The organism is Campylobacter sp. MIT 97-5078, from assembly GCF_006864455.1.
Lineage (GTDB): Bacteria > Campylobacterota > Campylobacteria > Campylobacterales > Campylobacteraceae > Campylobacter_D.
Genome location: NZ_QHLK01000001.1, coordinates 175691 through 188438 on the forward strand (window position 1 = coordinate 175691; position 12748 = coordinate 188438).

A 12748-nucleotide genomic window follows, 5' to 3' on the forward strand; every position below is an offset into this window, starting at 1 on the left:
TTTATAATAACAAAACCTTAAAATTTATAAATTCTAACAAGTCTTTAAGGCAAATTTTTATACAATAAGGCTCTTTGTAATAAAAAAAGGAAAAGTGTGCTTGCAGATAAACAATTATTCTACCTAACTTGTATTTTAATCACTATAGGCATAGTCTTTTCTTATTCTTTAAGCACTTTTGTGGTGCTGTATTTTAACTATGATGAATTTCATTTTTTCATTCGCCAGCTTGCCTTTGGGGTAAGTGGAATTTTGATTATGTTTTTTATCTCAAAGCTTGATCCAGACGGAGCTTATTTCCACCATATAATGATTGCTTTGTTACTCATTTCTTTCCTAGCTATTATTATCCTGCCTTTTTTACCTAATTCTTTAGCCACTGCAAGTGGTGGAGCAAAACGTTGGATAAGGCTTGGGGCAATTTCCATTTCACCGGTTGAATTTTTTAAGATAGGTTTGATTTATTTTTTAGCGTGGTCTTATACAAGAAGAATTGATGAGAGCAAAAAGGCGATAAAACACGAAATACTCATACTTTTACCTTATATTATCGTTGCTTTAATCGTTATAGGCTATATCTATCTTACTCAAAATGATCTTGGACAAAGCGTGATCTCCTTTTTCTTAATCCTTGCACTTGCCTTTTTTGCTGGAGCAAGTAAAAGACTTTTTGCTTTTGGACTTGCTATCATTACACTCATCGGTTTTTTGGTTATTTTTAGTAATCAAAGGCGGATTGAACGCATTATGAATTGGTGGGGCAATATCCAAGATGCTTTTTTACCCCTTTTCCCAGAATGGCTTGCAAACGCCTTAAAAGTTAGCTCAAATTCAGAACCTTACCAAATTTCACACTCCTTAAATGCTATAGCACATGGAAGCTTTTTTGGTGAAGGTTTAGGACTTGGGATATTTAAACTTGGCTTTTTAAGCGAGGTGCATACAGACTTTGTGCTTTCAGGTATCACTGAAGAGGTTGGACTTTTTGGCTTAGGTATAGTTTGCATGCTATATTTACTACTGATCTTGCGAATTTTTCGTATAGCTGGACGTTGTGAAAATAAGGTGCATTTTATCTTTTGTTCTGGTGTGGCTTTACTCTTGCTTTTTAGTTTTTTTATGAATGCTTTTGGTATTATCTCTTTAACTCCACTTAAAGGTGTGGCTGTGCCTCTTTTAAGTTATGGGGGAAGTTCTATGTGGAGTATTTGCATAGGTTTAGGCTATGTTTTAATGATCTCAAAAAAGGTGAAACTATGAAAATAATCCTTACAGGAGGAGGCACAGGCGGACATTTAAACATAGTTGCTTGCTTGCTTGAAAGTGCCTTAAAAAAAGGTTTAGAATGTATTTATATAGGCAGTGAAAGCGGGCAAGATAAAGCTTGGTTTGAAAACCAAGCTGGCTTTATACAAAAACATTTTTTAAGTAGCAAAGGCGTGGTTAATCAAAAAGGCTTAGGCAAATTTAAAAGCCTTGCACATACACTTAAACTTGCTTTAAAATGTAAAGAAATCATACGCGATGAAGATATAAAAGCTGTTTTTAGTGTAGGTGGATATTCAGCAGCACCGGCTTCTTTCGGGGCTATTTTTAACAAAACACCTCTTTTCATACATGAGCAAAACTCAAAAAGTGGGAGTTTAAATAAACTTTTAAAACCATTTTCAAAAGGCTTTTTTAGTGCCTTTGAGCCTATTTTTTGTCCTTATCCTATCAAACCTTGCTTTTTCGAACAAGCAAGGATAAGAAAAGAGTTAAAAACCATCATTTTTCTAGGCGGTTCTCAAGGAGCTAGTTTTATCAACTCTCTTGCTTTAAAACTTGCTCCAAAGCTTTATGAAATGGGCATACAAATCATTCATCAATCAGGAAAGCTTGAATTTGAAAAATGCCAAAATGCTTATAAAGAACTGGGGATAAATGCGGAAGTTTTTGCTTTCAAGCCGAATTTAGAACAAAAAATGAAAAAAGCAGATTTAGCCATATCAAGAGCTGGGGCAAGCACACTTTTTGAACTCAGTGCAAATGCCTTACCTACACTTTTCATACCTTATCCAAGTGCAAGTAAAAACCATCAGTATTGTAATGCAAAATTTTTATTTGATCAAAATTTGTGTCAAATTTTTACCCAAGAGCAAGCTCAAAACGAAACCTTGCTTTTACAATCCATACTAAACTTAAAACTCGATCTTATCTCAAGCAAACTTAAAGCACAAGAGTATAGCAATGGAGCTGATTTTATGCTTGAATATATGTTTAAACATACACTAAGATAATTTTTCTTTAGCTAACTCTTTAGCACCTTTTAAATCCACCTTCCCCGAACCAAGAAGCGGAATTTTTTCGATTTTTATGATTTTACTCGGCTTAAAAATGGCGGGCAGATTTGAGTTTTTAATCTGCTTAATTATATCCTCAAATTCATCTTGCTTACACTCAAGCAAAAGCACTATATTTTCGCCCTTTTTCTCATCTTCTAAAGCTACGGCCACAAAGCGAATTTCTTCGCTTGCGATAATTTTAGCTAGCTCTTCTTCGATCGCACCAAGCGAGATCATTTCACCGCCTATCTTAGCAAAACGAGAATACCGATCTATGATATACAAAAAGCCATCCTCATCTAAATGCCCCTTATCACCCGTTTTATACCAACGAATACCATCAAGTTCTAGCACCACTTCATCAGTTTTTGTCTTGTCATTAAGATAGCCTGCCATAACCTGATGCCCACCTACTAAAATCAGCCCATCCTCATTTGCTTTAAGACTTTCAAGCGTATTTGGATCAACTATCCTAATAGCAGTTCCAGGCAGTGGCATACCTACGCTTCCTTCCTTAGAGGCTCGGTGCAAAACCCAATACTCTGGATCAAATTTATTTGGTAAATTTACACTTGCAACCGGCGTGGTTTCAGTTGCTCCATACCCTTCATAGATATTTTTCTTAAATTTCATCTCAAAAGCCGTTCTTACTTCACTTTTAAGCTTTTCAGCCCCACTTACAACTATACGTAAATTCTCAAACATTAAAGCATCAAGTTTTTTGTTACGTGCATAAATTCCAAGAAATGTTGAAGTTCCACACATTATACTTACATTGTTTTTTGCCACAGCTTTAGCCACGCCAACTGCATCAGTTGGATCAGCAAAACTTACACTTAAGATAGAGTCTAAAAATGGCAAAAAAGTTGTAACCGTTAGCCCAAAAGCGTGAAATGGCGGTAAAGATGAGAGTATAACATCATCATCTTTAGTGCAAAGCACATCTGAAATTTGAGCGATATTACTCATGATATTGCGGTGATTGAGCATTACGCCTTTTGGAGCACCTTCACTTCCACTACTAAAAAGTATGGCTGCAACGAATTTGTTATTATTTTGATGAGCGAATGCTGACTTAATCCAAGCACTAGGAGCAAGGCTTACAAGAGCTAAAAAGCTTAGAATTTGCATCTTTTTAGCCTTAAACTCAACAATAATATCCTCCATAAAGATAATTTTCACGCTCTCATCAAAGCTTAAAATTACGCCTTTGTTTTCAAGCTTTTCAAGGAATTTTTTAGAAGTATAAATTTGCTTTATACCAGCATTTTCTACAGCCAAATTTAAAGCCTTAGTTCCAGCTGTAAAATTTAAATTTACAACCACTTTTGAAGCGATAAGCACAGCAAAATTACACAAAGAGCTTGCTAAACTTGCGGGCAAGATAATGCCCACGCATTCTTCTTTTGGTGCAAACTCGCCTTGTTTTGGCACAATCTTAAAAAGCCTTGAGTTTTGTTTAATCTTAAGCGAGAGCATTAGAGCAAGAGCTAAAAAACGACGATAAGTCATACTTCCACTTAAAGGATCGATGTTAGCAACTTTTGAAAGATTTTTCTTTGCATTATCGATAAAAGCCCTAGCTATGGTTTGCATATTATCACATTGTGATTGCCAAGCGATGAAAGAAAGATCAAAGACTTTAGCTTTGACTTCCTCCCTGTTTGAATGAAGGCTCATAGGCTTACCAAAGACTATGGCTATATTTCGCTTCGCAAAGCTTCTGTGTCTTGCTGAAAAATCTTCATCGCTTCTTGAAAACGAGCTACCCCAAAGCCCTTTGATATAAAAAGGCAAGATAATGCCGTCATTTTCTTTAAGCTGAGAACAAATCAACTCAAACCCGGCCTTAAATTCATTCAAATGTCCATGTCTTGAAAGCACACCTTCAGGAAAAATGCAAACCAAATGTCCTTCTTTGATATGTTTTGCGACTTGTTCTATAGCTCCTTTGCTTGCTGCTGAAGAAACAGGTATTACGCCAAAGCGATCAAGAAAAATTCGCATATACCACTTCGCATAAATACTTTTTTCCATGACAAAATATATCTTGCGAGGCACAGCCATTTGCACCACAGCCCAATCAATAAAAGAAATATGATTCCCCAAAAGCAAAGCACCGCCTTTTTCAGGCACATTATCAAAGCCCTCAACAAGCAAACGATAACGTTGAAAAAATGCCAAGGAAACTAAAATTCTTACCAAAGAAAAAGGTAAAAGTAAGACAACATAACACGCCCCAAAAAAAGTAACGATGATATTAAAGTAAAAAAGATTTTCAGCCCTCACACTTAGCACCGCACAAGCTGTAGCAAGCACGAGAAAAATAAGCATAGCTATATTTTCAATAAAATTTTTGCCCGCTAGAATTTTACCAAGATCATGCTCTTTTGCACGAAACTGAATAAGCGAGGTTAAAGGTATAGTAAAAAATGCTCCGCACAGCCCAAATACAAAAAAGATACAAGCATAAATAAGCAAATTCTCAAAAAAAGGCACTAAAAGCGTAGTGAAAAAAATGCCTAAAGCTCCAAGCGGTATAAAACCAAGCTCGATATAGTTTTTTGAAAAACGTCCAGCGTTTAAAGAACCTACGATCACACCAAGCCCGGAACAAGCCATACTCGCTTGAACAAAAAAGGTGTTTTCAACGCCTAAATAACTTTTTGCATAGTTTGGAAAAGCTACCAAATAAAGCTGAGAGATAGACCAAAACAAAGCCACTCCAAAGATACACAACCAAATCACTTGATCCTTAAACACCAAACCTAAATTCTGCGCTAAAAGCCTGCCTCTAACATAAGCCTTTGTATCAAATTTAGCCTTTGTATCGCCTTCTTTTAAACATGGCAAACGAAACGCCATAAAAAGCTCAAAGCAAGCAAACAAAATCAGCACAAAACCCAAAGGTGCAACATCTTTTAAAACCTGCCCAGGTTCAGTTGCACCCACTTGATAAAATAGCTCGAAACTCAAAGAAAATACGCTCATACCGGCCAAAATTGCCACTATGCTAATCGCAGCTATAATAGCATTACCAAAAGTGAGTAAATCTTTACCGACAAGCTCTTTAATAAAGCCGTATTTTGAAGGCGAGTAAAGTGCTGATTGCACTGCCATTAAAAAAATCATCGTAAAAGCAAAATAAAAAGCTCCTATAAAATACGCCACGCAAATGATAAAAGTTAAAATCACAGAAGCAAAAGCTGAAATTTTCATGACCAAATTTTTTGGAAATTTATCCGCCAAAAAGCCAGATGGAGATAAAAACATAATGAAAGGAAAGAGCATTAAGGCATTGACTATAGCCGTTAAAAGAAGTTGAGTATCACCTGTATAGACTTTATAAATAGTATTTTGAATGATAATCTTATGTCCTAAATCCACAAAAGCATTGATAAAACCCACAAGCAAAAAGGGTATAACCCCATAAATCTTTAAAAAAGGCATTTGCTTCAAAATCTATCCTTAATTTTTATTAATCAAATTCAAAATAAAACATTCATTATATCTGAATAAATGCAACTTTAAGCAGGAAAAATTTTCATTTTTTTTTAAAACTTTCAATTTGTTAAATAAACCATTTTTGAAAAAAATAAAAAAATGGCAAAGTTAAAAAGCACAGGGTGAAAAATTAAGTTTATTTTGATTGAGTTGTAGTTTCTTTGGGCGTTTTACTAAAAAAACAGAACTATATTAACATTGGTATCAATGCCCTTAGTAAAAGCCTTAAACTGACTTAAGACTTAACTTAAGGTTTACCAACTCTTTTCATTCGCCTTTTTATGCTATTTTTTCAGCTCTTTTACTACTCTTATGAGCCAATTGGTTTCATCTTAATCTACCTCACATTTTGCCTTTATGCCTTTAGCTATGCCTTGAAATATCGGTAAAAGGCTTATTCATCTACATTTTTTATGATTAAAGTTATGCTGTATCCTAATATATCCTAAAGCATAGCATGAATTTTTAAAACTTTATTTTTTAAGGAAAAGCACACTCGATTGAGATAAAAAGTTTTTTTCAAATTTAAAAAGGAGATATTTTATTTTACATTTTTTTAAGACTTTGTTAACCAAGATTAAAATTTCTTTTATTAAAATATATATTTTAATAATAATTATCTAATTTTAAGGTTTGTTTTGAATTTAGGCTTTTTCTTTCATATTGCTTTTTTATTTCCCGTGCTTTGCATTTTAGCCCTTTTAAGCTTATTTATTGGGGTAAGTGATATTCATATTTTTGATATCTTTCATACACATAGTCTTGAAAATGAAATCCTTTTGATCTCGAGAATTCCTAGAACCATTGCCATTATTATCACAGGAATGAGCTTAAGTATTTGTGGGCTGATCATGCAGCAACTCACACAAAATAAATTTGTCTCCCCAACCACGGCTGGAACTATGGATTGTGCTAAACTTGGCATACTTGTGAGTATGATTTTTTTCGCTCAAAGTGCTTTTATCACTCAAGTTTTTATCGCTTCACTTTTTGCTTTGGCAGGAAATTTAATTTTCTTGCAAATTTTAAACAAAATTAAGTTTAAAAACCTTATCCTCGTGCCTTTAATAGGGCTTATGTTTGGAGGTGTTATCAACTCAATCACAACTTTTTTTGCCTATCAGATGAATTTGATTCAAAATATGCAAGGCTGGCTTCAGGGAGATTTTTCAAATACTATGCAAGGAAGTTATGAGCTGATTTACCTTACTTTACCCCTACTCTTGCTTGCTTTTTTATATGCAAATAAAATCACAATCGTTGGTATGGGTAAGGACATAGCCACAAATTTAGGACTTTCTTATCAATTTATCTTAAATTTAGGCTTAATTATAGTAAGTATTATCGTTTCTGTGATCATACTTATAGCCGGTGTTATCCCATTTTTAGGGCTTATAGTGCCAAATATCGTTTCGATTTTCAAAGGAGATGATTTAAAAGGTTCTATCCTTATCGTTGGACTTTTTGGGGCAGTTTTAATGCTTGTATGTGATATTTTTTCAAGGCTTATCATCTATCCTTTTGAAGTGCCTGTAAGCCTTACTTTAGGTGTACTTGGCTCTTTTATGTTTGCATTGATTTTACTCAAAAAGAAAAATTATGCGTAAAAAGCTCTTTATCACTGCAACAATCGCTTTGGTGTGTATTTTGATTTACATTTTTAGCTTTATAGGGAAATTTCCTGAATTTGTCATTAAAGAAAGAATTATAAGTATTTTAGCTATCATTTTAGTTGCCACTTGTATCGCTATTTGCACGCTTATTTTTCAAACGATTACAAATAACAAAATCCTTACTCCAAGTATCATAGGACTTGACTCCTTATATCTTTTAGTGCAGTCTTTTCTTGTTTTTATACTTACAGCAACACATGTGAGTGTTTATGATGAGAGGATTAATTTTCTTACTTCTGTGATTTGTATGATCGCTTTTGGCATTGTTTTTTATAAGATTTTATTTAAGGAAAATCGTAGTATTTATCATATCTTGCTTTTAGGACTTATTTTTGGAACATTTTTTTCATCTTTAAGCTCTTTTTTTGGAGTCTTGATCGACCCAGACGAGTTTTTAGTCGTGCAAGGGCGTATGTTTGCTAGCTTTAACAATGTCAAAATAGAACTTCTAGTATTAAGCTATATACTTTTTATTGGCATTTTTATATATATGCTTTCATATTTTAAATTTCTTGATATTTTGGCTTTAGGAAAAGATATATCCATAAATTTAGGGCTTGAATATGAAAGATTAGTGAAAAGATTTCTCATCATCATTGCCGTTTTAATCTCCATAAGCACAGCCTTAGTAGGTCCTATTACCTTTCTTGGGCTTTTGGTTGCAAACTTAAGCTATGAGCTTTTTAAGACAAGCAAGCATAGTATTTTACTCATCGCCTGCACGCTTGTAAGTATCATCGCTTTAGTCGGTGGAACTTATCTTGTTGCTAGAGTTTTTGCTTTTAACACAACTCTTAGCGTAGTGATTAATTTTATCGGTGGAATTTATTTTATTTATCTTGTATTAAAGGGTAATCGCTTATGTTAGAACTTAGAAATATTAACAAAAAATACGATGAAAAAACCGTGCTTGAGAATATAAATTTAAGCTTTGAAAAAGGTAAAATTACCTCCTTAATCGGCTCAAATGGTGCTGGAAAAAGCACCTTACTTGGCGTGGCAAGTAGGCTTTTAAGCCCGGATTCAGGCGAAGTTTTATTTGATGATAAAAACCTTAAAACATACAAAAATAGCGAGCTTGCAAAAAAAATTTCCATACTCAAACAGCAAAATCATCTTAATATTCGCCTTAGAGTTAAGGAATTAGTAAGTTTTGGACGTTTTCCTTATAGTGCAGGTAAATTGGGCGAAAAAGACAAACAAAAAATAGCTCAAGCTATTGAATTTATGGGACTTAAAGACTTAGAAGATCGCTTTTTAGACTCCTTAAGTGGAGGGCAAAAGCAACGTGCGTTTATCGCGATGATTATCGCTCAAGATACTGATTATATCATGCTTGATGAACCTTTAAACAACTTGGATATGAAAAATTGCGTGCATATCATGAAAATGCTTCAAAAGCTTGTGTCTGAATTTAACAAAAGTATTATACTTGTGCTACATGATATTAATTTTGCTTCTGTGTATTCAGACACCATAATAGCGATGAAAAATGCACGAGTATTATTTCATGGCAATACAAAAGATATGATTCGAAGTGAAATTTTAAGAGAAATTTATGATTTTGATATTAAAATACAAGAAATAAATTCAAAGAAAATTTGCGTGTATTATGAATAAAATTTATCTTATGTTAAAGGAGAAATAATGAAAAAAACGCTTTTCATTACGATTTTTTCAGTTTTTGCTTTCTTTTTCTTTGCTTGTGGCAATGACAAAAGCATTCAACAAGACTCAAACATCACTGAGCCCAATACTTCAACTAAAGAAAAAGCAAGAGTAGAAGTTAGTTATAAGCCTCTTGTGCTTCATGATAAAGGCTCAAGCTTTGAGATCGAACATTCTTTGGGTAAAACTGAAGTGATAAAAAATCCAAGTCGGGTTATCATCTTTGATCTTGGAGCTTTAGATACCTTTGATGCACTTGGTTTAAATGAACGCGTCGTAGGCGTTACGAGTAAAACTCTACCAAAATACCTTGAGCAATTTAAGGATAAAACAAGCGTTGGGGCAGTAAATGAAATTGATTTTGAAAAAGTAAATGAACTTCAAGCTGATTTGATTATCATCTCGGGTAGACAAGCTAAATTTTTTGATAAACTCAATCAAATAGCACCGACAATTTATGTTGGCACAGATAATGCAAATTTTTTAAATTCTTTTGAAAACAAAATCATCACTCTAGCCACACTTTTTGATAAACAAGAAGAAGCCAAAGCTCAACTTGAAGCCATAAAGGCTGATATTGAAAGTAAAAAAGCAGAACTTGATCCTAACAAAAAAGCACTTATCGTGCTCACAAATGCAAATCGTATTTCAGTATTTGGTGAGGGTTCAAGATTTGGCATTATCCATGATGTTTTGGGTATCAAAGCAGCTGATAAAAGCATAAAAACTAGCACTCATGGAAATAGAGCTGATTCTGAATACATCTTAAAAACCAATCCAGATTATCTTTTTGTTGTGGATAGAAATGTTATCGTTGGTAATCAAGAAAGAGCTCAAACTAGCCTTAATAATCCATTAGTGGCAAAAACAAATGCAGTGATAAATGGTAAAATCATCTATCTTGATCCGGAGTATTGGTATCTTTCAGGCGGTGGTTTAGAGTCTTTTAAAGTTATGGTTGATGAAGTTTTTAAAGCCCTTAAATAAAACAATAAACGAGATTTTTCACTAAAAATTTGCCTTATTGTTTTTTTTTAATTATAATTTTAAAAACCCAATAAGGCAAAATTATGGATATAAGCACACTCAAGCAGGAAGAATTTAAAAGCTCCATTTATATCAAAACCAAACGCTTCAGTTATCTTAAAAATGGCAAAAAACATACTTGGGACTTTATAGAAGCCCTAGATAGCGTCTCTACACTCTTATATCACAAAGAAAGGCAAAGTTTTATCTTTGTAAAGCAGTTTCGTGTGCCTTTGTGGGATTATCAAGTAAGAAATAATATCGATATAGACAAAAGCGAGCTTGGCTACAGCATAGAGCTTTGTTCTGGACTTGTTGATAAAAATTTAAGCATAGAGGACATAGCCAAAGAAGAATGCCTTGAAGAGCTTGGTTATCTACCAAAAAGTCTTGAAAAAGTGGCTGATTTTTATGGTGGTTTTGGTTCTGGAGCAAGCAAGCAAAGTTTGTTTTTTGCCGAAGTAAGCGAAGAGGATAAAAAAGCTGAAGGCGGTGGAATTGATGATGAGGAAATTCAAAGTGTTTTTGTCAAAGTTAAAGAATTCGAAGAGTTTTCAAAACGCATTGTGCATGCAGCAAGCTTTGAATTTGCTTATCTTTGGTTTATGAAAAACAAAACCCAAATATATGGGCTTTGATATCAGCTTTCTTCTTTATTTGTTTGGGCTTCTTGAGGATCAGAAGAATCTTGCTGTGGAGTAGTTTTAGTTTGTGCATCACTTGCAATAGCAAGCATATCTTTAAATATATCAAACAAGCGACCTGAAGCAGTTTCAGCGTCATTGCACTTAGAGAGAATTTCTTGTTCGATTTGTTCGTTTTGACTTTCATCTATGTTTTTTGCTAGTTCGATTGCTTCATTCATACTTTGATGCACTTTTTGGTGTGGTTCGTTGATTAGTGGGAACACTGGATTCGTTCCAAAACGTTGTTTTCCATCAGTCGCGACCCATTTACCTAAACGACAACTTAAGTGATCTGAAAGTTTTTTGCCTGAATGAGTGAAAATTTCTTTATATCCATTAAGTTTAAATGCGACATGATCAAGCTTTACTAAAGACACAAAAGCTTCTGAAACTATACCGGTGGCATTTATATTGTTTGCATTTGCTTCTTCTTTAAGTTCGTTAAATTTATCAGAAAACTGCATAATATGAGTATTTGAATCCATAGAAACTTTTTCAACTTGTTCGCTTTGAGAAAACATTTCGTTCGCATTTTGTTTGAGTAGGTTGATATTCATTTCTACTTCAGCTGTTGCTTTTTGAGTTTTTTCAGCAAGCTTTCTTACTTCATCAGCCACAACAGCAAAGCCTCTACCATGTTCGCCAGCTCTTGCTGCTTCGATAGCTGCATTTAGAGCTAAAAGATTGGTTTGATCTGAAACATCTTTGATAAGGTTGATAACATTACTGATCTCATCAACGCTTCTATGCAAGGTGCCAGCTGTATCGCGGGATTTATTTGCTGATTCTATAATGTCGTCTAAAGAATGCATGATAGAATTGGTGATTTCATCAAGTTCATTCATAGCCCCTAAAGAATAATTAGAAGAGTTTGCGATCGCTTCAGCTTTATTTACATTTGCAAGCATATCATTTTGAACGACCGAGATATTGCTTAAAATTCCAACTAAAAGCGTGCGGAAAAGATCAGACTGCAAAGTCTTTTGAGAATTACTTTTAAGTTTTTCAATTTCAGCTTTTAAGTTTTCATTTTCACTTCTAAGCTGTGAGATTTGTAGTTGCATTTTTTGTGCTTCTGAATTTGTATTCAGTGCCACATCTAAAGTTTTTTTATTTAAGCCAAACACGATAGCTCCTTATTTATTTTTAGAATAATTAGCCAAATATTGTCCTAACTCTTCTTTTACACGTAATTTTTCTTTTTTCATTCTTGAAACTTCAAGATCATCAAGATAAACTCTTCCTTCCTCGGCAGCTTTGATTTGATCATCAAGTTCATTATGTTTTTCAAACAAGCTGTCAAAACGCCCGTCCTTCCCTTTAAGTTCGGTCATCAAATCTCTATATTCATGCCACATTTTAAATACTCCTTGAATCTAAGTTAAATATAATCAAGATTATAACAAAAAAAATGCTAAACTTATATAAAATAAGCAAAAAAATGGGTGTTTTTGCTTTTGAAAGAACAAATTGTAAAGATTTGGCACAAAAATGCAATTTTGATATAAAAAAAATAAACACGCAAGATAACCTCCGCTCTTAATATAAAAGCGAAAGTAAAAGATATTTTTTTAAGTAAAGACTTGTGTTTAAGAGTTTTGCTTTCTTAGAGTTCTTAAAGTCGAGGCAGCAACTCTAATTTTTCTTGTAGTGCCATCTTCTAAGCTGATACGAACGGTTCTAAGATTTGGCAAAAAGCGTCTTTTTGTTTTGTTATTTGCATGACTTACATTATTTCCTACCATAGGACCTTTTCCTGTAATTTGACAAATTCTTGACATAATTTTTCCTTGTTAAATAATTTTTAAAGTGCAATTTTAGCAAATTTAAGCTTAAATTTTTCAAATATTTATATTTTTCTTATACT

General features: G+C 33.6%; 11 protein-coding genes and 1 pseudogene. 7 read left to right on the plus strand and 5 right to left on the minus strand.

The features are described from left to right. The first annotated feature begins 96 nt into the window (after positions 1 to 96). Both ftsW and DMB91_RS00905 read left to right on the plus strand, forming a co-directional pair. Positions 97 to 1260: a putative lipid II flippase FtsW gene (ftsW, locus tag DMB91_RS00900; RefSeq protein WP_034902639.1), complete on the plus strand. Its 1164-nt coding sequence runs from the start codon at positions 97 to 99 to the stop codon at positions 1258 to 1260. After that, entirely contained in the window at positions 1257 to 2279 is a 1023-nt protein-coding gene (locus DMB91_RS00905) for a UDP-N-acetylglucosamine--N-acetylmuramyl-(pentapeptide) pyrophosphoryl-undecaprenol N-acetylglucosamine transferase (RefSeq protein WP_034902636.1), read from the plus strand. The genes ftsW and DMB91_RS00905 overlap by 4 nt, the downstream gene beginning before the upstream one ends. Here the strand turns inward: DMB91_RS00905 and DMB91_RS00910 are convergent. Continuing rightward, positions 2271 to 5783 carry an acyl-[ACP]--phospholipid O-acyltransferase gene (locus DMB91_RS00910; RefSeq protein ID WP_034902632.1) on the minus strand — a complete coding sequence of 1171 codons (3513 nt, stop codon included), beginning with the start codon at positions 5781 to 5783 and terminating at the stop codon, positions 2271 to 2273. The genes DMB91_RS00905 and DMB91_RS00910 overlap by 9 nt on opposite strands. 683 nt (positions 5784 to 6466) lie before the next feature. Between DMB91_RS00910 and DMB91_RS00915 the strand changes: the two genes are divergently transcribed. The 5 genes from DMB91_RS00915 (at position 6467) to DMB91_RS00935 (ending at position 10833) form a co-directional block, all read left to right on the plus strand. Next, positions 6467 to 7435, plus strand: coding sequence for an ABC transporter permease (locus DMB91_RS00915; RefSeq protein ID WP_052043130.1), 969 nt, complete (start codon positions 6467 to 6469; stop codon positions 7433 to 7435). After that, the gene (locus DMB91_RS00920) at positions 7428 to 8369 is read left to right on the plus strand and encodes an iron chelate uptake ABC transporter family permease subunit (protein ID WP_034902629.1); all 942 of its coding nucleotides are present in this window, start codon (positions 7428 to 7430) and stop codon (positions 8367 to 8369) included. The genes DMB91_RS00915 and DMB91_RS00920 overlap by 8 nt, the downstream gene beginning before the upstream one ends. Further along, positions 8363 to 9121 carry an ABC transporter ATP-binding protein gene (locus DMB91_RS00925; protein ID WP_034902626.1) on the plus strand — a complete coding sequence of 253 codons (759 nt, stop codon included), beginning with the start codon at positions 8363 to 8365 and terminating at the stop codon, positions 9119 to 9121. The genes DMB91_RS00920 and DMB91_RS00925 overlap by 7 nt, the downstream gene beginning before the upstream one ends. A 27-nt stretch (positions 9122 to 9148) precedes the next feature. Then, the gene (locus tag DMB91_RS00930; RefSeq protein ID WP_034902622.1) at positions 9149 to 10156 is read left to right on the plus strand and encodes a siderophore ABC transporter substrate-binding protein; all 1008 of its coding nucleotides are present in this window, start codon (positions 9149 to 9151) and stop codon (positions 10154 to 10156) included. Between the two features lie 83 nt (positions 10157 to 10239). Then, positions 10240 to 10833 (plus strand): NUDIX domain-containing protein, encoded by a 594-nt coding sequence (locus DMB91_RS00935; RefSeq protein ID WP_034902620.1) that lies wholly within the window; start codon positions 10240 to 10242, stop codon positions 10831 to 10833. Between the two features lie 2 nt (positions 10834 to 10835). Here DMB91_RS00935 and DMB91_RS09245 read toward each other — a convergent pair whose 3' ends face one another. From DMB91_RS09245 to rpmB, 4 genes and pseudogenes are all read right to left on the minus strand, one after another. Then, positions 10836 to 11366, minus strand: a complete 531-nt coding sequence (locus DMB91_RS09245) for a CZB domain-containing protein (protein ID WP_409513458.1) — start codon at positions 11364 to 11366, stop codon at positions 10836 to 10838. Further along, positions 11364 to 11597, minus strand: a pseudogene (locus DMB91_RS09250) (methyl-accepting chemotaxis protein); the annotation flags it as partial. The pseudogene DMB91_RS09250 and the gene DMB91_RS09245, both read right to left, overlap by 3 nt. A 420-nt stretch (positions 11598 to 12017) precedes the next feature. Further along, entirely contained in the window at positions 12018 to 12239 is a 222-nt protein-coding gene (locus tag DMB91_RS00945) for a YdcH family protein (protein ID WP_034902931.1), read from the minus strand. A gap of 231 nt (positions 12240 to 12470) precedes the next feature. Then, positions 12471 to 12662, minus strand: a complete 192-nt coding sequence (gene rpmB / locus DMB91_RS00950) for a 50S ribosomal protein L28 (RefSeq protein ID WP_034902928.1) — start codon at positions 12660 to 12662, stop codon at positions 12471 to 12473. Between the last annotated feature and the right edge of the window lie 86 nt (positions 12663 to 12748).

Bases quoted from the DNA above. Each gene is read 5' to 3' on its own strand.
- DMB91_RS00925 (WP_034902626.1), top strand. From the start codon at position 8,363: ATGTTAGAACTTAGAAATATTAACAAAAAATACGATGAAAAAACCGTG.
- DMB91_RS00905 (WP_034902636.1), top strand. From the start codon at position 1,257: ATGAAAATAATCCTTACAGGAGGAGGCACAGGCGGACATTTAAACATA.
- DMB91_RS00945 (WP_034902931.1), bottom strand. From the start codon at position 12,239: ATGTGGCATGAATATAGAGATTTGATGACCGAACTTAAAGGGAAGGAC.
- DMB91_RS00920 (WP_034902629.1), top strand. From the start codon at position 7,428: ATGCGTAAAAAGCTCTTTATCACTGCAACAATCGCTTTGGTGTGTATT.
- DMB91_RS09245 (WP_409513458.1), bottom strand. From the start codon at position 11,366: ATGGATTCAAATACTCATATTATGCAGTTTTCTGATAAATTTAACGAA.
- rpmB (WP_034902928.1), bottom strand. From the start codon at position 12,662: ATGTCAAGAATTTGTCAAATTACAGGAAAAGGTCCTATGGTAGGAAAT.
- DMB91_RS00935 (WP_034902620.1), top strand. From the start codon at position 10,240: ATGGATATAAGCACACTCAAGCAGGAAGAATTTAAAAGCTCCATTTAT.
- DMB91_RS00930 (WP_034902622.1), top strand. From the start codon at position 9,149: ATGAAAAAAACGCTTTTCATTACGATTTTTTCAGTTTTTGCTTTCTTT.